At 68.2% G+C, this 22,109-nt stretch carries 24 protein-coding genes; 8 read left to right on the top strand and 16 right to left on the bottom strand.

All coding sequences use genetic code 11. From position 1 onward, the window contains the following. Positions 1-17 precede the first annotated feature (17 nt). The 4 genes from ASE83_RS08915 to ASE83_RS08930 all read right to left on the bottom strand — a co-directional run bounded on the left by ASE83_RS08915 (position 18) and on the right by ASE83_RS08930 (position 6,289). Positions 18-1,952 (bottom strand): alpha/beta hydrolase family protein, encoded by a 1,935-nt coding sequence (locus tag ASE83_RS08915; RefSeq protein WP_055788400.1) that lies wholly within the window; start codon positions 1,950-1,952, stop codon positions 18-20. 136 nt (positions 1,953-2,088) lie between these two features. Beyond that, positions 2,089-4,263: a sodium-translocating pyrophosphatase gene (locus ASE83_RS08920; RefSeq protein WP_055788403.1), complete on the bottom strand. Its 2,175-nt coding sequence runs from the start codon at positions 4,261-4,263 to the stop codon at positions 2,089-2,091. Positions 4,264-4,385: 122 nt separating this feature from the next. Beyond that, on the bottom strand, positions 4,386-5,261 hold the full coding sequence (gene thiL / locus ASE83_RS08925) for a thiamine-phosphate kinase (RefSeq protein ID WP_055789223.1): 876 nt from the start codon (positions 5,259-5,261) through the stop codon (positions 4,386-4,388). Further along, positions 5,258-6,289, bottom strand: coding sequence for a DUF2332 domain-containing protein (locus ASE83_RS08930; RefSeq protein WP_055788406.1), 1,032 nt, complete (start codon positions 6,287-6,289; stop codon positions 5,258-5,260). Before ASE83_RS08930 ends, thiL begins: the two co-directional genes overlap by 4 nt. Positions 6,290-6,339: 50 nt before the next feature. Here ASE83_RS08930 and hisG point away from each other — a divergent pair, with 50 nt between their 5' ends. The 3 genes from hisG to nusB all read left to right on the top strand — a co-directional run bounded on the left by hisG (position 6,340) and on the right by nusB (position 9,239). Beyond that, entirely contained in the window at positions 6,340-6,990 is a 651-nt protein-coding gene (gene hisG / locus ASE83_RS08935) for an ATP phosphoribosyltransferase (protein ID WP_055758115.1), read from the top strand. Next, positions 6,987-8,288, top strand: a complete 1,302-nt coding sequence (gene hisD, locus ASE83_RS08940) for a histidinol dehydrogenase (RefSeq protein WP_055788410.1) — start codon at positions 6,987-6,989, stop codon at positions 8,286-8,288. Before hisG ends, hisD begins: the two co-directional genes overlap by 4 nt. Positions 8,289-8,771: 483 nt before the next feature. After that, positions 8,772-9,239 (top strand): transcription antitermination factor NusB, encoded by a 468-nt coding sequence (nusB, locus tag ASE83_RS08945; RefSeq protein WP_055788413.1) that lies wholly within the window; start codon positions 8,772-8,774, stop codon positions 9,237-9,239. Between the two features lie 289 nt (positions 9,240-9,528). On the opposite strand, the gene ASE83_RS08950 is transcribed toward nusB, so the two are convergent. Genes ASE83_RS08950 through ASE83_RS08965 form a run of 4 tightly spaced genes read right to left on the bottom strand, consistent with a single transcriptional unit; the run spans position 9,529 to position 12,330 of the window. Continuing rightward, positions 9,529-10,440 (bottom strand): alpha/beta fold hydrolase, encoded by a 912-nt coding sequence (locus tag ASE83_RS08950; protein WP_055788415.1) that lies wholly within the window; start codon positions 10,438-10,440, stop codon positions 9,529-9,531. Next, positions 10,437-11,339, bottom strand: a complete 903-nt coding sequence (locus ASE83_RS08955) for a pirin family protein (RefSeq protein WP_055788417.1) — start codon at positions 11,337-11,339, stop codon at positions 10,437-10,439. Before ASE83_RS08955 ends, ASE83_RS08950 begins: the two co-directional genes overlap by 4 nt. Further along, positions 11,339-12,043 carry a glutathione S-transferase gene (locus ASE83_RS08960; protein WP_055788420.1) on the bottom strand — a complete coding sequence of 235 codons (705 nt, stop codon included), beginning with the start codon at positions 12,041-12,043 and terminating at the stop codon, positions 11,339-11,341. The genes ASE83_RS08955 and ASE83_RS08960 overlap by 1 nt, the downstream gene beginning before the upstream one ends. Next, positions 12,040-12,330: a BolA family protein gene (locus tag ASE83_RS08965; RefSeq protein WP_055788425.1), complete on the bottom strand. Its 291-nt coding sequence runs from the start codon at positions 12,328-12,330 to the stop codon at positions 12,040-12,042. Before ASE83_RS08965 ends, ASE83_RS08960 begins: the two co-directional genes overlap by 4 nt. Positions 12,331-12,420: 90 nt before the next feature. On the opposite strand from ASE83_RS08965, the gene ASE83_RS08970 reads away from it, so the two are divergent. Beyond that, complete coding sequence (locus tag ASE83_RS08970; protein ID WP_200921880.1) at positions 12,421-12,981, top strand: J domain-containing protein; 561 nt, start codon at positions 12,421-12,423, stop codon at positions 12,979-12,981. Between the two features lie 157 nt (positions 12,982-13,138). On the opposite strand, the gene ASE83_RS08975 is transcribed toward ASE83_RS08970, so the two are convergent. Genes ASE83_RS08975 through ASE83_RS09005 form a run of 6 tightly spaced genes read right to left on the bottom strand, consistent with a single transcriptional unit; the run spans position 13,139 to position 16,664 of the window. Next, positions 13,139-13,600: an SRPBCC domain-containing protein gene (locus ASE83_RS08975; RefSeq protein ID WP_055788431.1), complete on the bottom strand. Its 462-nt coding sequence runs from the start codon at positions 13,598-13,600 to the stop codon at positions 13,139-13,141. Further along, a complete protein-coding gene (locus tag ASE83_RS08980) occupies positions 13,597-14,082 on the bottom strand; it encodes a VOC family protein (RefSeq protein ID WP_055788434.1) in 486 nt (161 codons plus the stop codon). Before ASE83_RS08980 ends, ASE83_RS08975 begins: the two co-directional genes overlap by 4 nt. After that, positions 14,079-14,846 carry a VOC family protein gene (locus tag ASE83_RS08985; RefSeq protein WP_055788438.1) on the bottom strand — a complete coding sequence of 256 codons (768 nt, stop codon included), beginning with the start codon at positions 14,844-14,846 and terminating at the stop codon, positions 14,079-14,081. Before ASE83_RS08985 ends, ASE83_RS08980 begins: the two co-directional genes overlap by 4 nt. Continuing rightward, the gene (locus ASE83_RS19070) at positions 14,843-15,568 is read right to left on the bottom strand and encodes a DUF1428 domain-containing protein (RefSeq protein WP_082443253.1); all 726 of its coding nucleotides are present in this window, start codon (positions 15,566-15,568) and stop codon (positions 14,843-14,845) included. The genes ASE83_RS08985 and ASE83_RS19070 overlap by 4 nt, the downstream gene beginning before the upstream one ends. Next, on the bottom strand, positions 15,565-16,254 hold the full coding sequence (locus ASE83_RS09000; protein ID WP_055788441.1) for a glutathione S-transferase family protein: 690 nt from the start codon (positions 16,252-16,254) through the stop codon (positions 15,565-15,567). The genes ASE83_RS19070 and ASE83_RS09000 overlap by 4 nt, the downstream gene beginning before the upstream one ends. Next, on the bottom strand, positions 16,251-16,664 hold the full coding sequence (locus ASE83_RS09005) for a VOC family protein (protein WP_055789230.1): 414 nt from the start codon (positions 16,662-16,664) through the stop codon (positions 16,251-16,253). Before ASE83_RS09005 ends, ASE83_RS09000 begins: the two co-directional genes overlap by 4 nt. Before the next feature lie 71 nt (positions 16,665-16,735). On the opposite strand from ASE83_RS09005, the gene ASE83_RS09010 reads away from it, so the two are divergent. The 4 genes from ASE83_RS09010 (at position 16,736) to ASE83_RS09025 (ending at position 19,470) form a co-directional block, all read left to right on the top strand. Continuing rightward, a complete protein-coding gene (locus tag ASE83_RS09010; RefSeq protein ID WP_055788444.1) occupies positions 16,736-17,416 on the top strand; it encodes a winged helix-turn-helix transcriptional regulator in 681 nt (226 codons plus the stop codon). Positions 17,417-17,479: 63 nt separating this feature from the next. After that, positions 17,480-18,478 (top strand): cobaltochelatase subunit CobS, encoded by a 999-nt coding sequence (gene cobS / locus ASE83_RS09015; protein WP_055788446.1) that lies wholly within the window; start codon positions 17,480-17,482, stop codon positions 18,476-18,478. 188 nt (positions 18,479-18,666) lie between these two features. Next, positions 18,667-19,053 carry an acyl-CoA thioesterase gene (locus ASE83_RS09020; protein WP_055788449.1) on the top strand — a complete coding sequence of 129 codons (387 nt, stop codon included), beginning with the start codon at positions 18,667-18,669 and terminating at the stop codon, positions 19,051-19,053. Positions 19,054-19,176: 123 nt separating this feature from the next. Then, positions 19,177-19,470, top strand: a complete 294-nt coding sequence (locus ASE83_RS09025; RefSeq protein WP_055788452.1) for a hypothetical protein — start codon at positions 19,177-19,179, stop codon at positions 19,468-19,470. Positions 19,471-19,569: 99 nt separating this feature from the next. On the opposite strand, the gene ASE83_RS09030 is transcribed toward ASE83_RS09025, so the two are convergent. Next, positions 19,570-20,274, bottom strand: a complete 705-nt coding sequence (locus tag ASE83_RS09030; protein WP_055788455.1) for a GNAT family N-acetyltransferase — start codon at positions 20,272-20,274, stop codon at positions 19,570-19,572. Further along, complete coding sequence (locus tag ASE83_RS09035; protein ID WP_055789233.1) at positions 20,271-22,085, bottom strand: hypothetical protein; 1,815 nt, start codon at positions 22,083-22,085, stop codon at positions 20,271-20,273. The genes ASE83_RS09030 and ASE83_RS09035 overlap by 4 nt, the downstream gene beginning before the upstream one ends. Positions 22,086-22,109: the final 24 nt, after the last annotated feature.

Raw genomic sequence — 22,109 nt, forward strand, 5'->3', positions numbered from 1 at the left:
CTGCCTGCGTCCCCCTCCTATGACGGATTATGCTCCTTCAGGAACGCGGTCATCTCGGTCAGGAATAGCAGCCGGTCCTCGCTGCGCGAAAAGAAATGGTCGCCCAGCGGCTGTTCGACATAGCGGTACGGCTTGCCCGCGCGCTTCAGTTCGGCGGCGAGGGTGCGTGACTGGGCGACGGGCACGCGCTTGTCGACCTTGCCGTGCATCAGCAGGATCGGGGTCGAGAAATCCTCGGCATGGAAGCGCGGCGAGATCAGCTGGAAATCGGGAGCCTGGCTCTTCAGCCAGTCGCCGATGGTGCGCCCGTTCAGGAACTGGCTGTCATAGCGGCGCAGCGCAGCCAGGTCGGACACGCCGGCATAGCTGATGGCGCAGCGATACAGCTTCCCGTCGCGCTGCGCGGCACGCATCGCGGCGTATCCGCCATAGGAGGCGCCGACCATGCAGACCCGCTTCGGGTCGGCGATGCCCTGTTTCGCCAGATGGGTTACGGCATCGTTCAGGTCGTCCTGCATCTTCAGGCCCCATTCGCCCGCGCCCTTCTTGGCAAAGGCGACGCCATAGCCCGACGATCCACGGTAATTGGGCTGGACCACGACATAGCCGATCTCGGCCAGATATTGTGTCCACCAGTCCCAGCCCTCGCTGTCGCGCGCCGAGGGACCGCCATGCGGCAGGACGATCAGCGGCAGGTTCTTCTGCCCCGGCCGGTGGCGCGGCATGGTCAATACCGCTTCGATCGGCGTCCCGTCGCGCGCGGCATAGCGGATGGTGCTGACCGGCGAGAGGCGGCGGCTCTGCAATATCGGGCTGTTCCAGGCGAGCCGGTTCATCTTCGCATTGCCGGTGTCCCAGAAATACAGGCCGCCGGGCTGCGAGGGGGCGGCGACTTCGATCAGGAAGCGGGTGTGCGTGCGGTTCCACGACACGATGCGGGCGCGGCGGTCGCCGACCGATCCGTCGATCGCCTGCTGCAATTCCTTCAGACGCTCGTCGAACCATATCGAACGGCCAAACCGGTCGGTCACGGTGGCGCCGATGGCGTCATTTTCCTGCGGGTTGTCGACGATCCCGTCGACGTCATACCCCTCCACCCCATACAGCTTCTTGCCGAGCTTCAGGTCGGGCAGCGACACTTCGTAGAGCGAGGTGAAGCCGTCCTCGTCGTCGAATGCGACGGCGGTGGTGCCATCGGTGCGGAAGGTGAGCGGGATGGTCATTCCGTCCTCGTCCTTGCGCGCACGCCGAGCGATCGGGCGGAAGCTTTCGCGGTTGTTCGCGCGGTAAAGCAGCGCCGAACTGCGCGTGGCATCGTTATATTGATAGGCGGCGCGGACCTGCCCCTCGCCATCGGCATACCAGGTGTGGACGTTCGGGCGCCCCTCCGCCACGCGGCGCGACTTGCCGGTCGACACATCGATCTCGAACACCGACGGGTTGAAGTCGACCTCGGTTTCGATGCCGGTCTGTTTCGACAACAGGATGCGCGGGGTGCCGTCATGCGCGACCCAGATCACGTTGTCGGCGCGCACGCCCGAGCTGTTCCAGTCCAGCCTGCGCGTGGTCTTCAGGTCGGTGCTGATCGCCAGCACGCGGGTGACGTAGATTTCCTGTCCGAAATAGTCCTGCTGCGCGCCCAGGCCGATCACCACCCAGTCGTCATTGACCCAGCGCCACCAGTTGATGTCGGTATTGTCGGGCGCGCCCATGGTGTGGCGTTGCGTGGCATCGACCAGCGAGGTGAGGAGCAGGACCTGCCGCCCGTTCACTGCTCCCTTGGCCAGCAGGCGGGTGCCGTCGGGCGACAGGCTGGGCGATTCGAGCAGCGGCAGTTCGGCGAAGGTGGTGATCGGTACGGGTGCGGCCGGGTCGACCGCCGCGACGGGCGGCGGGCTTTGTGCCGGCAGGGCGGTGGCAAGCGCAATTCCGATCCATGGCAACAGCCGCATTCTGATCCCCCGTATGCGGTCCGGGGCCGGGCGGCACGCGGCGATGCCCCCGGCAGCGCGCGTCCGTCCTGTCGAAAAGCCCCCGCCGTTCAGGCGCGATGGTAGCGCGCGGGCGGCGGGGTGCAATCCGCAATTTCTACCCGGCACCGCCCCCGGCCAACGCCGCGAGCAGGAGCAGGGCGACGATGTTGGTGATCTTTATCATCGGGTTGACCGCCGGGCCGGCGGTGTCCTTGTACGGGTCGCCCACCGTGTCGCCGGTGACCGCCGCCTTGTGCGCCTCGGACCCCTTGCCGCCGTAATTGCCATCCTCGATATATTTCTTGGCATTGTCCCACGCGCCGCCGCCGCTGGTCATCGAGATGGCGACGAACAGGCCGGAGACGATGACGCCGAGCAGCATCGCGCCCAGCGCCGCGAACCCCTGCGCCTGTCCCGCGACCCATGTCACGATGTAATAGACCGCGACCGGCGAGAGGACGGGGAGCAGCGAGGGGATAATCATCTCGCGGATCGCGGCGCGCGTCACGATGTCGACGGTACGGCCATAGTTCGGACGGCTGGTGCCGGCCATGATGCCCGGATCGTCGCGGAACTGGGCGCGGACATCCTCCACCACCGATCCCGCCGCGCGACCGACCGCGGTCATGCCGAACGCCCCGAACAGATAGGGGAGCAGCGCGCCCAGCAGCAGCCCGACGATGACGTACGGGTTGGACAGGGAGAAATCGACGGTCAGGTCGGGGAAGAACAGCTTCAGGTCGGTGGTGTAGGCGCCGAACAGCACTAGGGCGGCAAGCGCGGCGGAGCCGATGGCATAGCCCTTCGTCACCGCCTTGGTCGTGTTGCCGACTGCGTCCAGCGCGTCGGTGCGGTGGCGGACCTCTTGCGGAAGGTTCGCCATCTCGGCGATGCCGCCGGCATTGTCGGTGACCGGACCATAGGCGTCGAGCGCGACGACCATGCCGGCGAGCGCCAGCAGGGCGGTGGCGGCGAAGGCGACGCCGATGATCCCGGCGAGCTGGTACGACGCGACCACCGCGACGACGATCACCAGCGTCGGCAGCGCGGTCGATTCGAGGCTGATCGCGAGGCCTTGGATGACGTTGGTGCCGTGGCCGGTGACGCTGGCCTTCGCGATCGACTTGACCGGGCGATAGGCGGTGCCGGTGTAATATTCGGTGATCCACACCAGGGCGGCGGTCACGGCCAGGCCGATCATCATGCACCAGAACAGGTCCATGCCGGTAAAGCTCTGTCCGGCGACGGGAGCCTGAGCGCCCAGCGCACCCTCGACAGTGAGCGTATCGCCGGCGGGATCGAGGAAGCCGGCCCCGCCGATCACGGCGTTCAGGTCGCCCAGCGCATAGCTGGCGGCGAAATAGATGGCGGGAACGGCGAGCAGCGCGGTGGTCCAGAACCCCTTGTACAGCGCGCCCATGATCGACTGGCCCTTGCCGAGGCGAACCATATAGGTGCCGAGGATCGAGGTGACGATGCACACCCCGCCGACGATCAGCGGCAGCGCCATCAGTCGCAGCAGTTCGGCGGGCGGCGCCTGTACCAGCAGCGCGATCGACACCATGGTCAGGCCGATGGTGACGACATAGGTTTCAAACAGGTCGGCGGCCATGCCCGCGCAATCGCCGACATTGTCGCCGACATTATCGGCGATGACGGCAGGGTTGCGGGGGTCGTCCTCCGGGATGCCGGCCTCGACCTTGCCCACCAGATCGGCGCCGACGTCCGCCGCCTTGGTGAAGATGCCGCCGCCCAGCCGCGCGAAGATCGAGATCAGCGAGGCGCCGAAGGCCAGCGCGGTCAGCGCCTCGATCACTTCGCGGTCGCCGGGACCATGGCCGGCAATGGCGACGAGGTACCAGAAGATGCCGGCGATCGCGAACAGGCCGAGGCCCGCGACCAGCATCCCGGTGATCGCGCCCGATCGGAACGCCATGGTCAGGCCGCCCTGCAACGAACCCCGCGCGGCCTCCGCCGTGCGGACGTTGGCGCGGACTGAAATCTCCATCCCGACATAGCCTGCCACGCCCGACAGCACCGCGCCGATAACGAAGCCGACGGTGGACAGCGCGCCCAGCGTCGGGAACAGGATGATGGCGACGATCACGCCGACGATGGCGATGGTGCGGTACTGGCGGCCGAGATACGCCTTGGCCCCTTCCTGAATGGCGGCGGCGATGTCCTGCATCCGCGCGTCGCCGGCCGGTGCGCGCAGCACCTGCATACTGGTGAAGATGCCGTAGAGTATGGCCAACGCGGCACATGCCATGGCCAGATAGACGATCGTCATCCGCAAACCCCTCCTGAACGGGGCCGCCCGGCTGTCTCGTCGGGTCGATGCCCTTGATGGGGCGCAGCTTATGCCGATGGGCGGGGGGTGCAACCCCAAATCCTGCCCGTGCCGGGGAGGATTTAGTGCTGGTAGCCGAGGCGGTCGGGCAGGGGGATGGGACGGCCGCCGTCGAGCAGCGTCAGCCCTTTGCCTGACGCGAACGTGCCGATGCGGGTGGCGGCGACCGGCGGCTGGGTGTCGCAGGCGAAGAGCAACTCGTAATCGTCGCCGGCCGTCGCGGCGGTCAGGGCGTCGTGGCCGAATGCCTCGAGGTCGTCCGACAGCGGCACCAGCGCGAGGTCGATCGTCACCGCAAGGCCGCTGGCCGCCGCCATCCGCCGTGCGTCGATCAGCAGGCCGTCGGACACATCCATCATCGCGTGAGCGACTGGAGCCAGGACCTGTCCTTCGGCAAGGCGCGGGGTCGGACGGCGATAGCGCGCGAGCAGGCTGGGCGGTCCCGCCGCTCCTTGCGCGATGGCGAGGCCCGCGCCGGCATCGCCGACCGTGCCGGTTATCCACAGGCCGTCCCCGACGCGCGCGCCGTCGCGACGCGGCGCATGGGCGCTGCGGCCGATCGCGGTCAGCGACAGGATGCGCGGGGCCTGCGGGGGCAGCTTCACCGTGTCGCCGCCGAGCAGCGGGCAGTCGTAGGTGCGCAACACGTCGTCGAGGCCGGTCAGGAAGGCGCGGTCCCATGCGTCGTCGCCGATCGGATAGCCGAGCATCACCCCGACCGGCACCGCGCCCTTGGCGGCGAGGTCGGACAGGTTGGTCGCGACCAGTTTCCACGCGACGTCGGCGGGCGGGTCGAGGGCAAGGAAATGCACCCCCGCAACCAGCAGGTCCTTGGTGAGTACGAGGTCGCCCAGATGCGCGGCGTCGTCGCTGAGGCCGTGTGCCCCGGCGTGAAGCGGCAGGCGGCGCAGCGCGGCGAGGAAGTCGGCTTCGGTCACCCGCCCGCGATCCACGCGCCATGGGCATGGGCGGTGGCGAGCATCCGGGGCGTGCCGTGGCCGGGCCAGCTCTGCACGATCAGTTCCTGCCGCTGCAATACGCGGTCCGGCTCCATCCGGACCCAGGCGAGCGGGCGGTCTGGCGTGGCATGGGCGGCGGCGGCCTCCATCATCGCGGTGATCGCCGCGCGGCGATCGTCACCCAGATATTGCCAGACGACTGAGTGCATCAGGACGCGGGTGATGCCCGCCGCCTGCGGTTCGGACAGGCGTTCGCGGAGCCAGTTGACCGCGTCGCCCTGCACCAGATCGACCGGCCGGGCGCGCTGCATCTGGGTGGCGGCGGTCAGGCGTGCCTGCCGCTCGGGCTGGTCGGCCCAGATATAGCCGGCGAGGCGGGTGGCGACCGCAGGATATGTCGCGTCGAGCGGCTGGATGTCGACGCCGCGTACCCGTTCGATGCGCAGCGGCTCGGGCGGTGGCGGTGCGCCGCGCCAGTCGGGACGGATCGTGACCGGCGCGTCGGGTGGGCCGACCGTCACCCCGCCCAGATCGAAGCGATAGCGGTCGATCAGGAGGTTCAGCCCGGCGCTCGACCCGATCTCCAGCAACTCGACCGCCGGACCATGGCGCGCCGCGACGGCGAGCAGCCCGGCCATGAGCACGCCCGATCGCATCGGTTCGTTGGTCTGCGGCGGACCGTCGAGCCAGGGCAGCAGCGCGGCGTCATGATCGGTCAGCACGCGGGCGAGGATCGCTGGCGCGTCGCCCTCCCCGGCGAACAGCGTGGTCAGGCCGGGATCGACGCCGGTGCGCGCCAGTGCGTGCAGCCCGCCGACCAGCCGCAGCGGCAACGCGTCGGGGATCGGTTCGCCCGGCCAGTCGAGCGTCCGTCGCCCGGTGTCGCTGTCGCGGGTCAGCGCATCGGCGAGCGCGGCGCAGACGCTCGCGGTGATCGGTGCGTCCATCGCCGCGCAGAACGCGGCCTGCTGGCGAAAGGCTTCGCGATTCGTCGGTTCGTCGGCCATGGGCCGCGTGTTGCGCCCGCCGTGCGCCCCAAGTAAAGCCCGGCGTGCCCATGACCGATCCCATCATCATCGCCGTGCCCAAGGGGCGTATCCTCGACGAAGCCATGCCGCTGCTCGCGCGGGCCGGCATCGTGCCCGAAGCGGCGTTCCGCGATCCCGACAGCCGGGCGCTGCGCTTCCGCACCGACCGCGCCGACATCGACCTGATCCGGGTGCGCGCCTTCGACGTGGCGACGTTCGTGGCGCATGGCGCGGCGCAGCTGGGCATCGTCGGGTCGGACGTGCTGGCCGAGTTCGACTATTCGGAACTGTACGCGCCGGTCGACCTGAAGATCGGGCATTGCCGTATCTCGGTCGCGGAACCGGCCGGCATGGCCGCGACCGACGATCCGCGCGGGTGGAGCCATGTGCGCATCGCCACCAAATATCCGCATACCACCCAGCGCCACTTCGCCGCGCGGGGCGTTCAGGCGGAGTGCGTGAAGTTGAACGGCGCGATGGAACTGGCCCCGGTGCTGGGGCTGGCGCCGCGCATCGTCGACTTGGTGTCGTCGGGACGGACGCTGAAGGAGAATGGCCTGGTGGAAGTCGAAACCATCGCCGAGGTGACGTCGCGGCTGGTCGTCAATCGCGCGGCGTTCAAGACGCGCGAACAGGTCGTGCCGCTGGTCGATGCGTTCCGCCGGGCGGTGGCGGCATGATCCGGCTGGATGCGGGCGCGGCGGGGTTCGCCGCCGACTTCGCCGCGTTGGTCGATGCCCGGCGCGAGGCGGACAGCGATGTGGCGCGTGACGTCACCGCAATCCTGCGCGCGGTGCGCGACGATGGCGACGCGGCGGTCAGGGCCTTTACCGAGAAGTTCGACGGGCACGATCCGGACGCGACCGGATGGCGGATCGAGCGGGCGACGTGCGAGGCGGCGCTGGCCGGGCTGGAGCCCGAATTGCGGGCGGCGCTGGAATTGGCGCACGACCGGATCGTCGCCTATCATGCCAAGCAGCGGCCCGAGGATCGCGACGAGGTCGACGCCGACGGCGTGCGGCTGGGCGCGCGGTGGAGCGCGGTCGCGGCGGCGGGGGTCTATGTCCCCGGCGGACGGGCGGCATACCCATCGTCGGTGCTGATGAACGTCGTGCCGGCCAAGGTCGCCGGGGTCGAGCGGATCGTGATGGTGACGCCGACGCCGAAGGGCGAAGTGAATCCGCTGGTCCTCGCCGCCGCCGCGCTGGCGGGGGTGGACGAGGTGTGGCGGATCGGCGGGGCGCAGGCCATCGCCGCGCTCGCCTATGGCACCGACCGGATCAGGCCGGTCGATGTCGTCACCGGGCCGGGCAATGCCTGGGTCGCGGAGGCCAAGCGGCAATTGTACGGCGTCGTCGGCATCGACATGGTGGCGGGACCATCGGAGATCGTGGTGGTCGCCGACGGGCAGAATGATCCGGAATGGATCGCCGCCGACCTGCTCAGCCAGGCCGAGCATGACCCGACCAGCCAGTCGATCCTGTTCACCGACGATGCGGGTTTCGCCGATGCGGTGGCGGAAGCCGTCGACCGGCAGATCGCCGAGCTGGCCACCGGACAGGTGGCGCGGGCGAGCTGGGATGCGAACGGGGCGATCGTGATCGTGCCGACGCTGGTTGATGCGATCCCGCTGGTCGATCGACTGGCGCCCGAACATCTGGAACTGGCGGTCGCGGACCCTGAACCTTTGTTCAAGGCGGTGCGCCATGCCGGGTCGGTGTTCCTCGGCCGCTATACGCCCGAAGCGGTCGGCGATTATGTCGCGGGACCGAACCATGTGCTGCCGACCGGACGGCGGGCGCGGTTCGCGTCGGGGCTGTCGGTGCTGGATTACATGAAGCGCACCAGTTTCCTGGGGCTGGACGCGACGGCGCTGGCGAAGATCGGGCCGGCGGCGGTGACGCTGGCCGGGGCCGAGGGGTTGCCGGCGCACGCGAGGTCGGTGGCGATCCGGTTGGGCGCGCCGGACCAGGCGTAGCGGAGCTGCGCCAAGCCGTAACAGGCGCGTCCGGCCGGTGGCGCTGGCAGCGCCATCCGACGCCACGGGCTTTGCCCGTGGCGGGCTTAGGTCGGGGCTTTCGGTTGCCGCAGGCCTACCTACCCCCCCGCTCCCTTGTCGGGGAGGGGAGTATTTTCGCCCCAAAGTTCACGAAGTTCACACTCGCCACACATTTCAAATGCGCGTCGCCCCAGCGTAGGCCGGGGCCTTTTGCGGCGAGGAGGGCGCTTCGTTACCGGGAGATCCCAGCCTTCGCTGGGATGACGTTCGAGGCGGCGGGCGACCAGCTTTCGCGCCAAAGTTCACAAAGTTCACACTCGTGCGCAATTCGCGCGCCGGGTGGATCGGGGCGTGCGGCGGGCGGACGGTTCAAAGAGCTTGGGGCGATGCTGGCACGGAGCGGGCATGTAGGAAAGCGGCCCCTCGACTTGGCCCCCAAGGTGGGTCTATGGGGCGGCGCTTATGACCAGCAAGAATTCCCGTCCGCGCGGCGCCCGTCAGGCCCGCGCCGCCGCCCGGTTGGCCGCCGTCCAGGCGCTGTACCAGCATGAGATGGAAGCGACGCCGATCCCGGCGCTGCTCCACGAATTTCACCAGCACCGGCTGGGCGCGACGATCGAGGACGTCGAATATGCCGAGGCCGACGTCCATTTCTTCGACGATGTGGTCAAGGGCGTCGATGCCCGCCGCGAAGAGATCGACGCGCTGATTTCGACCAAGCTGTCGAGCGGATGGACCATCGACCGGCTGGACAAGCCGATGCGCCAGATCCTGCGCGCGGGCACGTACGAGTTGCTGGCGCGGGTCGATGTGCCGGTGGCGGCGGTCATCAGCGAATATCTTGACGTGGCCGATGCGTTCTATGACCGGCGCGAGAAGGGGTTCGTGAACGGGCTGCTCGATTCGGTGGCGAAGCAGGTTCGGGCGTAGATTCGTCCGGCCCCTCCCTTCCGTCCTTTTGCTTCGAGTGCAGGTTCGAGCCTATCGAGGAGGGGGTGCCCCACGCGGGCCGTTCTCGACAAGCTCGAAGCTGCTCGAAACGAACGGGGCGGGTGTGGGTGCAGGGAAGGGGTGTACCTACCGCCATCCCGTTCGTCCTGAGTAGCCACTGAGCCTGTCGAAGGGGCGTATCGAAGGACCCGCGCCGAGGATGCTTCGATACGGGCCTTCGACTTCGCTCAGTCCCTACTCAGCACGAACGGGTGGGTGGCGCGCTGCCTCACCCAGCACAAACGGTGGAGGCTTCGGGATGCGTAGTGAGCCACCCCCGGATCGCCCGATTCACCGCCTCCGGCGCCTCCCACGGCACGAAATGCCCGGCCTCGACCTCCACCACCGTCAGGACGGGCACATACTCGCCCAATCCTGCCAATTGCACCGGCAACAACGCCTGATCCTGCGTGCCCCAGATCACCAGCGTCGGCTGCGTCACCGGCGGGAAGGGGGCGTCGAGCCAGGCCGGGCGTGCCGGCGTTTCGCCCGGCGCGGGTACGACGATCGACGAGGCGCGATACCAGTTGAGCATTGCGGTCATCGCGCCGGGATTGGCCCATTCGGTCAGATAGGCCGCCTTGTCCTCGCCCGCGATGGTGCGGGTGACGAACTTGGCGAAGCCGGTCGCGAAGAAGCGTTCCAGCCCGGCGCCGACCAGCCCCTGGTCCAGCGCGGTGTCGCGGAAGCGGGTCATATACTGGCTGGCGGCGCGCTGATCCGGGTCGTCGAACAGCGAGCGTTGAAAGATCAGCGGATGCGGCGCGTTCAGGATGACCAGCCGTTCGATCCGGTCGGGATGGTTGAGCGCCGCCATCCACGCGATCGCGCCGCCCCAGTCATGCCCGACCAAGGTGAAGCGATCGATGTCCAGCGCATCGGCCAGCGCGATCAGGTCGGCGACCGGTTTGGCCGGCGCATAGTCCGCGACCGCCGGCGGCTTGTCCGACCCGGCATAGCCGCGCTGGTCGGGGGCGACGACATAGTGATCGCGGGCGAATTCGGACAGTTGATGCCGCCACGTCCGGTGCGATTCGGGAAAGCCGTGGAGGAAGATCATCGCCGGCCGCGTGCGCTTCCCCGCCACCGCCACGTCGAGCGACACGCCGGTCGACAAGGCGATGCGGGTGAGGGGGGTCATGGGTAGCTGACCGTCTTCGGCACTTCGGGGATGGGGATGAACTCCTCGGCATCGCCCGGCACCTTGGGGAAATTGCCCGCCTTCCAGTCGGCCTTCGCCTGGTCGATGCGGTCGCGGCGCGACGAGACGAAGTTCCACCAGACGAAGCGGGGGGTCGTGAACGCCTCCCCGCCGCACAGCATCACCCGTGCGCCGCCGGACGATCGCAGCGTGGCGGCGATGCCGGGGCGCAGGACGTAGAGCGTCATCGGTTCGAGCGGCACGCCGTCCAGCGCCGCGTCGCCATGCGTCAGGTAGAGCGCGCGTTCGTCGGCCCCCGCGTCGATCGGGATCGCGCCGCCACCCTCCAGCACGATGTCGGCATAGATGGTCGCGGCATATTGGGTGGTGGGGGCGGAGACGCCCCACAGGTCGCCCATGACCACGCGCGCGGTGGCGCCGCTGGCGGAGACGATCGGCAGCTTGGCGGCTTCGACATGTTCGAACGCCGGGTCCATTTCCTCCCGGTCCTCGGGCACCGCCAGCCACGTCTGGATACCCGACAGCAGCGGGCCGCCGGCGCGTTCGTCCGCCGGCGATCGTTCGGAATGGACGATGCCATGGCCCGCAGTCATCAGGTTGACCGCGCCGGGTTCGATCCGGGCATAGGTGCCCAGCGAATCGCGATGGTCGATCGCCCCGCCGAACAGATAGGTGACGGTGGCGAGGTTGATGTGCGGATGCGGGCGGACGTCGATGCCCTGTCCGGGGTCCAGCTCGGCCGGACCCATCTGGTCGAAGAAGATGAACGGGCCGACCATCGTCCGCGTCCGGGTCGGTAGCGTCCGATGCACCTTGAACCCGCCCAGATCGTGGGTCACCGGCTGGATCGTCTGCAGGAAGAAACGGTCGTTTTCCATCAGTCGGCGTCCAGTTCGGGATAATGGCGGAAGATGCCGTCGGTGTTGAACGCGATCCGGCGGTCGCTGGCAAGATAGGCGGCGATGCCCGGCAGTTCCGCCACGCGGTCGCGAAGGGCGATCAGGCGGGGCAGGTCGCGCGCCAGCGTCGCCATCCGCCGGGGAAAGGCATAGCGCAGCCCCTCGACGATCTGGAACAGCGAGGTATCGACATAGGTCCAGCGATGGTCGATCGCCCATGGCCCATCATGTTCGCCGATCAGCGTGTCGAAATAGCGCAGATATCTGGGCAGGCGTTCCTTCAGGAACTGCTGCGCGGTGCGCGCCGCCTCCGGCCGCTGTTCGTCATAATAAGCGGACATCGCGACCGGGTGATGCACGGCGTGCACTTCGTTCACCAGATCGGCGATGGTCAGCTGCCACTGGTTCGACCATTGCCGGTCGCGGATGCTGGACAGGGCAAGGCCGTGGCGTTCGCCCAGATATTGCAGGATGTTGGCGACCTGCGCGATGCGCAGCCCGTCGAATTCGAGGAACGGCGGGGCAAAGGGCGCGCGCGGGATGCGGGCTAGATGGCGCTGCATCGCCTCCACCCCCTCCACCCGTGCACAGTCGCGATAATCGATGCCGGCGGCCTCCATCGGCAGGCGGATGAACTCTCCGCGTCCCTGAATGGTCGGCCAGTACCAGAGGTCATAGATCAATCGCTGTCTCCAGGGGCGCGGGCGCGGATCGCCAGCGCGTGAATGCGGGTCGCCAGCAGGTCGGCCAGCGCACGGTTCACCAGCCGCTGCCGCGCGACGCGCGACTGGCCGGTGAAGGCGTCGGCGACGATGTCGACCGAGAAATGGGTTTCGCCGGTGCCGTCGTCGCCCATATGGCCAGCGTGATGATGGCTGTCGTTGGTCACGGTCAGCCGGGCAGGCGAAAGGGCTTCGCGCAGGCGGACGTCGATCAGCGTGGCGAGCGGCATGGTAGCGGTGTCGGTCATTCGACCTATATAACGCGTTTTGCCAAAGGGAGTCGCGTGGCGCGCGAGAGAGTTTCCAAGGATCGCCCCACTGCCCGGTTCCACGGGCGGATGGAGGCGAACGGCCGGCCCTGCGAAGTGCCCGGATGCGCGGAGGCGGGTGAGTTCCGTGCGCCGCCGCTGGAGGGCGCGCCGCAGGGCGGCGACCGGCCGAACGCCTATCGCTGGTTCTGCCTCGACCATATCCGGGCGTTCAATGCGGGGTATAATTACTTCGCGGGCATGACGGCGGAGGAGATCCACGACGCCCAGCGGCCCTATGCCGGGTGGGAGCGGGAAACGCGCGCCTTTGCCCGTGCGGGAACCGATCCGGGGCCGGCCTGGGCCGATTTCGCCGATCCGCTGGACGCGATCGGCGCGAAGTTCCGCGGCGTGCGCGAGGCGCGGGCCGAACGGCAGGATGGGCGGCCGCTCAGCCCGGCGGACCGCTCCGCGCTGAAGGTCATGGGGCTGGCGGTCGATGTCGACCGGACGGCCTTGCGCAAACGCTATTCGGAGCTGGTGCGGCAATATCATCCGGACCGGAACGGCGGGGATCGCAGCCACGAGGCGGCGTTGCGGCAGGTGATCGCGGCGTATCAGCAGTTGAAGGGGGCGGTGGCGTTTGCGTGAGGATATTGGCCCAGCCTCAGCCGTTCGTGCTGAGTAGGGGCTGAGGGCAGTCGAAGACCCGTATCGAAGCATTCTGCCGCAAACGGTCCTTCGATACGCCCTTCGACAAGCTCAGTGGCTACTCAGGACGAACGGTTGCTGGTTACATCGGCAGCCCTCAACCCAGCCCCAGCGCCACCGCCTCCAGCTGCTGCGCGACTATTCCCCAGCCGCCCTCGAACCCCATTTCTGCGTGCATCGTCGCCGTTTCCGCGTCCCAGTGACGGGCGGCGGCGCGGTACAGGGTCGCGCCGTCGCCGTCGGGCGCGAAGGTGAAGAGGCCGACGAACGCCAGTTGCTGCGGCTGCGGAATCCAGCCCGGCGCAAAGGCATTGGTGAAGGCGATGCGTTCGTGCGGCACGACGTCGAGGATCACGCCCTCGCCGGTCATCGCTTCCCCGCCCGGGCCGCGCATCGTGGTGGCGAAGCGGCCGCCGGGGATCAGGTCCAGCCCGAGCAATTCGGTCGTCCAGGGCCGGGGTGCCCACCAGGTCGGCAGATGCTGCGTCCAGGCGCGCCAGACGGTATCGACCGGTGCCGGGATGCGGCGTTCGATGGCGAGTTCGTGTTCGATGGTCATGGAGTATCTCCCGTTCGGGCCGCCTCGATAGCCGCAATGTCGATCTTCTGCATCGTCATCATCGCCCGCATCACCCGCCCGGCGACCGCCGGATCGGGATCGGCCATCCCCTCCATCAACGCGCGCGGTGTGATCTGCCACGACAGGCCGAAGCGGTCGCGGCACCACCCGCAGTCGCGCGCCTGCCCGCCATCCCCGACGATCGCGTCCCAGTAGCGGTCGGTTTCCGCCTGATCGCCGGTCAGCACCTGGAACGAGATCGCGTCGGAAAAAGGCGTCGGCGGCCCATGGTTCAGCGCGAAGCAGGGCTGGCCGAGGAGGGTGAATTCGACGACCAGCGGATCGCCCGCCTTGCCGCCGGGAAAGTCGCTGCCGGCGGCATGGATTCGTCCGATCGCGGTTTCGGGAAAGGTCGCCGCGTAGAAGCGGACCGCCTCCTCCGCGCGGCCGTTGATGACGAGGCACAGTTGCAGCCTGCTCATGCGCGCGGGCCGACCAGTCCGAAGCGTGCGCCCACCGGATCGCTGGCGACGACCGAAAAGCTGCCGCCCGGGATTTCGTCCGGCCCCTGCAGCACCTGCCCGCCGCCCGCGACGATCCGTGCGGCGGCGGCGTCGATGTCGCCCACCAGCGCATAATATTGCCAGCCGGCCTGTCCGCCGGGCACCATGCCCATCGCCGCACCGATGCAGGTCGTGTCGTTGTGCAGGAACTTGTACTCGCCCAGCGGCCCCATCGGCATCCCGCCCTCCTGTCGCCAGCCGAACCGGTCGGCGTAGAAGGCGATGGCGCGGTTCTGATCGGGGGCGGTCAGTTCGTTCCAGACGAAATGGCCGGGCGTCGCCTGGTCCGATCCGCAGAAGGAGGTGCTGGGCGCGGGATTGTCGCTGCGCATCAGGTAGAGCGCGGCATGTTGCGGATCGGTCAGCATCGCCATGCGGCCGACGCCGGGCAGGGTGGTCGGCGGCATGTGCTGCGTTGCACCCGCGCCCACGAACGCCGCCGCCGCCGCATCGACATCGTCGACCGCGACATAGCCGAGCCAGGTCGGGGCGGGCATCGGCGTCGGCATGGCCATCAACCCGGCGACCGGTTGCCCGTCCGGGGCGACGAACAGGCGGTAGTCGATGCCCAGCGTGCCCGAATCCTGCACGGTCCAGCCGATCACGTCGGCGTAAAAGGCCGCCGCCGCGTCGACATCGCGGGTCAGCAGTTCATACCAGATGAAATCGCCCTGCCGGTTCATGCGCCTGCTCCCATGCTGCGGTCGAAGATCGGCGTGAAACCGCCGTAAATCATGCGTTTCCCGTCGAAGGGCATGGCGCGGTCGGCCATGCGCGGATCGGCCATCACCGCCTGCCAGCCGGCATTGCGCGCGTCCTTCGACGGCCATTCGATCCACGAATAGCAGGCGACCTCCCCCGGTTGCAGATCGACCGCGCGGGCATAGTCGGTCCGCGTGCCCGGCGGCACGTCGTCGCCCCAGCCCTCCACGACGCGCAGCGCGCCATGGTCGCGAAAGACCCGTGCCGATTCGGCCGCGAAGGCGAGGTACGCGTCGCGGTCGGCGGCGGCGACCGGGGTCAGGCAGCCATCGACATAGCCGGGCGTGGCGTCGTCTCCGCTGACCATCGCGCCGTCGAACCCGCCATAGATCATGCGCTTGCCGTCGAAGGGCATGTCGAGGTCGGCCATGCGCGGATCAGCCATCATCGCCGCGCCCGCCGCATCGCGGGTCGCACGGTCGGGATATTCGATCCAGCTGAACAGGACGTCCTCGCCCTCCTGCAACGCGACCGATCGCGCGAAGTCGGTATGCTGGCCGGCGGGGACGTCGTCGCCCCAGCATTCGACCAGCCGCGTGGCGCCCAGGTCGGCGAAGATCGCCGCCGCCTTTGCGACATGCGCTTCGTAGGCGGCCCGGTTGCCGTGCGGTACCGGGGTCACGAACCCGTCGATATAGGTCATGTACAGTCTCCCCTGGCCGCCCATTGCGCATAGCCGGCGGGCAGTGCGCCGGTGAATCCGGCCAGTTGCGCGGCGATCGCGCGGCGAAAGGCGGGGCGGGCGGTGCCGCGTTCGACATAGGCGACCAGCGTCGGATGCGCGGCGAGTTGTGCGCTGTCCGCCATGATCCGCAGCACCGCGACCATCATCAGATCGCCGATGCTGAAGGCGCCGTCATACCACTCCCGCTCGCCCAGCCGCGCGGCGACCTCGCCGAAGCGTTCGGCGATCCGTGCCTCGATCGCGGGCAGGCGCGGTCTGGACCAGGGGCGGTCGCGTTCGAACAGGGTGGCGATGGCATGGTCCATGATCGGCGGCTCGACGGTGTTGAGCGCGGCGAACAGCCATTCGGTCGCGCGTGCCCGGCCCGCCGGATCGGCCGGCAGCAGCACGCCGTGGCGCTCGGCGACATGCAGCAGGATCGCGCCCGATTCGAACAGAGTCAGGTCGCCGTCCTGATAGGTCGGCACCTGTCCGAAGGGTTGGCGCGCGCGGTGCTCGGCACCCTTTTGCGCGCCTTGCGACAGGTAGCGGACGTCATAGGCCTGTCCCGCTTCCTCCAATATCCAGCGGACGCGCAGGTCGCGGACCTGGCCCCGGGCGAAATCAGGGACCCAGTCGAAGGCGGTGATGACCGGGCGGGTCACCCCTGTTGCCCGGCGAACGCCGTCACGTCCATCGTGAACGGACCCCAGCCATGGCCGTCGAGATCGGCGAAGGCGCGGCTGTACATATAGCCCTCGTCCTGCGGATCATGCAGCTCGCGTCCGCCCGCGAGGATCGCCGCTTGGGTGATCGCATCGACGCCCGCCCGGTCGTCGAACGACAGCGCCAGCAGCACGCCGCTTTCGGTATGCGCGTCGATGATCCGCTTGGGCGTGAAGGTGGCGTAGAAATCCCGGTCGAGCAGCATGACGTGGATGGTGTCGGACCAGACCATCCCCGATCCGCGCTCGTTCGAGAATTGTTCGTTCTTCGTGAAACCGATCGCTTCGTAGAAGGCGGTCGCGGCCGCGACGTCGGTGACGGCCAGGTTCACGAAAATCATCTTCGGCATGACACCCTCTCCCAAGGTCGTGACGAATCGCTGTTTGTGTTGCGTGCGCCCATCGATTACGAAATGCAACGATGGAGTTAGAAAAAGTAACCAGGCAAGCGAAGCGGCGGTATGACGATGCCTGCGGAGCCGCGCTGGGCATGGAGTATGTCGGCGAACGGTGGGCGTTGCTGCTGATTCGTGAATTGTTGCTGGGGCCGCGCCGGTTCGGCGAAATCCGCGCGGGCCTGCCGGGGATCAGCGCGAACGTGCTGACGCAGCGGCTGGCGGGGCTGGAGGCGGCGGGGATCGTCGAGCGCCGGCGGCTGCCGTCGCCCGTCAATGCGCAGGTCTACGCACTGACGCCATGGGGGCGGGAGGCGGAGCCGGTGGTGCTGGCGCTGGCCCGATGGGCGCTCCGGTCGCCGACGCACGACCCGACGCTGCCGTTTTCGGCGGTGTCGCTGATGCTGTCGCTGAAAATGCTGCTGCGGCCCGAACGGGCAGGGGACTGGCGGGCGCGAATCGCGTTCCGGTTGGGCGACGATCCCTATGTCGCCGATCTGGCGGCAGGCGTGCTGGCGGTATCGCGCGGGGTGGCCGACGACGTGGATGCCACGCTGTCGGGGCGACCGCCGGCGTTCCTGCCGGTCGTCTTCGGCGGCAGGCCGCTTCCGGCGGCGGTGAACGAAGGGGCAATCGCGCTGGTGGGGAACCGTGCCATCGCCGAACGGTTCGTCACGCTGTTCCAACTGCCGCCGAAGGTTGAGTAGGCGGCCCGCTTCGTCCTAAAGACCGCCGCGGCGCATCGCTTGGCGCCCACGCGAAAGGCCCGCATGACCACCGATACCCCGCCCCAGCCGTCCGACACCACGATCCTGAGCGCACCCGACCGGATGGTGAAGGTGCGCGAAATGTTCGGCATCGACAGCGACCTCGAAGTGCCGGCCTTTTCGATCGCCGACGAACGCGTGCCCGACGCCGATCCCGCCTATGTATTCGATCCCGACACGACGCTGGCGATCCTGGCGGGCTTTGCGCACAATCGGCGGGTGATGGTGCAGGGCTATCACGGCACCGGCAAGTCGACCCATATCGAACAGGTCGCGGCGCGGCTGAACTGGCCGTGCATCCGCATAAACCTCGACGCGCATATCAGCCGCATCGACCTGATCGGGCGCGACGCGATCGTGCTGAAGGACGGGCAGCAGGTCACCGAGTTCCGCGAAGGGCTGCTCCCCTGGGCGTTGCAGACGCCAACCGCTTTGGTGTTCGACGAATATGACGCCGGCCGCCCCGACGTGATGTTCGTGATCCAGCGCGTGCTCGAAACCGAGGGCAAGCTGACCCTGCTCGACCAGAATCGCGTGATCCGGCCGAACCCCTATTTCCGGCTGTTCGCGACCGCCAACACGGTGGGTCTGGGCGATACCAGCGGGCTGTATCACGGTACGCAGCAGATCAACCAGGGCCAGATGGACCGGTGGAACATCGTCGTCACGCTGAACTACCTGCCCGCCGCGACCGAGGCGCGGATCGTGCTGGCCAAGTCGGGCGAGTATGACAAGGTCGGGGGCAAGGAAGCGGTCGAGAAGATGGTGCGCGTGGCCGACATGACGCGGCGCGGTTTCGTCAACGGAGACATCTCGACCGTCATGTCGCCCCGCACCGTGATTACCTGGGCGCAGAATGCGCTGATCTTCGGCGATGTCGGCTTCGCGTTCCGGCTGTCGTTCCTGAACAAATGCGACGAAGCCGAGCGGGCGCTGGTTGCGGAATATTATCAGCGGGTGTTCGGCAAGGACCTGCCCGAGAGCGTGGTGGGGAAGGCTTAGGGCTGCTGGGTCAAAACCTCCATTCGTGCTGAGTAGAGGCTGAGCCTGTCGAAGACTCGTATCGAAGCACCTGAGGCGGTCCTTCGATACGCCGCTTCGACAGGCTCAGCGGCTACTCAGGACGAACGGTTTTGGAATCGAGAGCAGCCTCGTTGACTCGCCTGTCAGCAAGCCCCATCCCCATTCGCATGTCACACCAGCATCCGCTCGCCGTCGCGCCGGGCGACATCGACCATATGGGTCACGTCAATAACGCAGTGTATCTGTCATGGGTACAGGACGCGGTCGTCGCCTATTGGGAGCGGGTCGCGCCGGCCGATGCGGTCGCCAAGCATCTGTGGGTCGCGCTGAAGCACGAGATCACCTATCGCCGGCCTGCCTTCCTCGACGATCCGATCGTCGCGACGGTCGTGGCCGAGCGGGTTGAGGGCGTGCGCGCCTATTTCTCGACGCTTATCAAGCGCGGCGAGGAGGTGCTGGCCGAGGTGCAGAGTACCTGGTGTTCGCTGGATGCGATCACCAAGCGTCCGGTGCGGGTGGCGCGCGACGTGGTGCATCGCTTCCTGCCCGAATAACGATTTCGTTTTCTGCAATTGCGCTGAAGACCTGTGCAGTTGCGATATTGCGCTGCACCATGCATTTCTCCGGTAACGAACGGCGCCCGAGCGTCGGATCCTTTCAAACCCGGAGACAGACCCATGCGCAGCCTTGCCGCCGCCGCCGCCTTTCGCGTTGCCCTCGTCGCTGCGGGCATGTTGATCCCGACCCTCGCGTCGGCCACCGAGATCGAGCGCGACGGGTACAAGTTCGATTACAGCCGCACCGTCACCGACAAGGGCGACACCGTGCTGTCGGGGACCATCAAGTCGACCGGCGAACCGTTCCGCCTCGTCGTGTGCGACCGCACCGTGACCGGTGACGTCGGCGGCCGCGCGGTCCGCTTCCGCATCGCCAAGCCGCTGCCGAGCGCGGCACAGGTTGCCGCCCGCTAAGACGGTTCTGCTCCCTGCAGGCTTCGACGCCCGTCCCCGCAAAGGGGGCGGGCGTTTTTGCGTTCGGGGATGGCGCGGCTTCCGAGCAGTCGGAACGCGTCAGTCGTGCGGAGTGCGGATGACTTCCCATTCGCCCAGCGATTCGAACCCGGCCGAACGGGCAAGCGCGATCGAGGCGATATTGTCGGTCTGACAACGATATTGCGGTTCCAGCCCCGAAGCGGCGGCATGGTCGACGATCACGCCGACCACCGCCCGGCCAAGACCGCGACCGCGCGCGTCGGGCAACGTTAGCACGCCGAGGTCGCCCAGCGGGCTTTCGCGCCAGCGCAACATGCTGGCGGCGCAGACTATGCGGTCGCCGTCGAAACCGCCGAACACGACCGGATGGTCGAACTCGACCCATGCGTCGTCGAGGTCCTGATCGGAAGCTGCGTCGCGGAACCGTTCAAACGCGTCCCGGTCGTCCGGGCAGAGCCGTCGGACGATGTGCGGCTCTGGCAATGGCGTCGCCGCTGGCGAGCGGTAAAAGAGGTGGTCGGGATCGTGCAAGGGGATGCCGCTTTCCGTCAGTCGTTGTCGAATGTCAGCGAGCGAAATCGGGCCGGTGTCGGACAGGCCGGTGCGTTCGGCCAGCGCCGGCGCGATCGCGACCGCGGCCGTGCCGTCGTACCGGGTCAGGATCATCACATAGGCTTCGCCGAGCGAATCGTCGGTACGCAGCGAAAGCCGTCCGTCGTCGAACACGCATCGGCCGCTGCCGAACGCCCGTTGCCAATAGGCGGTGACGGCCGGCGGGATCATCGGTATTCGATCCGCCACAGTTTCAGCGGCGACCCCTTGGGCAATGCCACCGGGGCCAGCCATGCCGGCACCTTGCCATGCGCCAGCTGGTCGTAGAAGCCGCCGGGCGACCGCGCGCGATAGACGGTGGTTTCGGCCATGTTGGGACAGGTCAGCAGATAGGTGGCACCATGTCGGCGGGCGATGATGCGGAAGTTTTCCGGATCGCCCTGGAATGCGTGGTGCACGTCGAGGATCGCGTCGCCGTTGCGGTGATAGGGGCCGGTGATGCCGTCATGGTGCGTCGCGACGATCAGGCGGGGGCCGAGATCGACATGGGTGAACATCACCGCCGCCGGGATGCGGTTGAGCGCCTGTAGCGCGGGCAGGCTGGCGCAGCGTGAACCGGCGCGCAGCACCTGTTTGGTGCGGGCGTCCTGCGGCGCGATGCGGACGTGCCTGGCAAGGCCGCTGTCGGGCAGCTTCGACAACAGCTTGCCGACCTGATCGACGGCAAGGTTGCCGAGCAGGAGGAGCGAGACCGCCGCCGCCGTTCCCAGCACGCGCACCGCCGCGCTGTTGCGCGACAGCAGCCACGGGATCACCATCCAGGCGAGCGCAACCGTTCCGGGGATCGCCAGGAGCTGTGCAGCGGGACCCGATCGGATTTGCCAGAACAGCATCGCCACCGCGAACAGGGTGAACAGCGTGGTCACCGCCCAGCCGACGAAACTGGCCGAACGGCGCGCGCGCCACGTCGCGAAGATCGCCCCGAACAGGCCGATGATGGGGCCGGTCACGATCAGCAGGATCGTGCGGCCGGGCATGGTGTAGAGCGGTTTCGCCTCGCGGACGTTGTTCAACCAGGTGCGCGCCAGTTCCTCCGATATGCCTTCGGGGCGGCCGAGGCATTGCGGGAACAGCGCCGCGAATGCCGCCGCCAGCGCACCGCCCGCGACCAGCGCCAGCACCAGCCGCACCGCCCACGCCCGGGGGCTGATCCACGCCAGCAGCACCAGCGCCGCGCCGCCGGCCACCACCGCCGACAGCCAGACCGGGGTCAGGGCGTCGCAGCGCATGGCGTAATTGGCGTTGGAGGCGAAGGCGACGAAGCCCACTGCGCTCGCTCCCGCCAGCGTCGCGCCATAGACGGTCAGCCGCCGTGCCTCCGCTCTGTCCCACACCCAGCGCAAGGCGACGATCCCCCCGGCCATCGCGCAATAGGGCAGGAGTTCGAGGCCGATGGTGAGCGAACAGGCCGACGACAGCCCGACGACCATCCCGCCGCGCGCGCGCTTCGGATCGGCAAGACCTGCGACGGTCCAGGCGAGGCAGGCGAGCTGCCACCCGTGATGGTCGATGCGTTCGGGCATGAACATCAGCAGGGTCGACGAACAGCCGAGCAGGAACACCACCGCGAGCGGCCACGCGACCGGCGCCACCAGCCGCCGCACCGTCGCCGCCAGCGCCGCCATCGCGACGCCCATCGGCAGCAGCGGCGCGATGCCGACCGCGAGGCGTTCCGCCCAGACCGGCCCGGCAAAGGGTTTGAGCAACAGGATCAGGCCGGCGATCGGCAGGTCGACCAGCCGCGACCAGTGGATGTCGAGGCCGCCGGGCGGGTTCAGCCGATACTGGCGCAGGTCGTACCACCCCTGACCGCCCATCCACGCCCGCACCTGCATCAGCCGCATATTGTCGTCGGTGTCCGACAGGGCGAGCCAGTGGACCGCGTTCCAGCGTTGCCACAGGAACCACGCGGCGATCGCCACCCAGGCAAGGAACAGCCAGCGGCCCCAGTGGCGGTCGAGTTCGTTGCGGCGCGCGGGCATGTCGGTCAAAATCGCTTTCCCCAG

This window comes from Sphingomonas sp. Leaf32 (genome assembly GCF_001421765.1).
In the GTDB taxonomy this organism is placed as follows: Bacteria; Pseudomonadota; Alphaproteobacteria; order Sphingomonadales; family Sphingomonadaceae; genus Sphingomonas.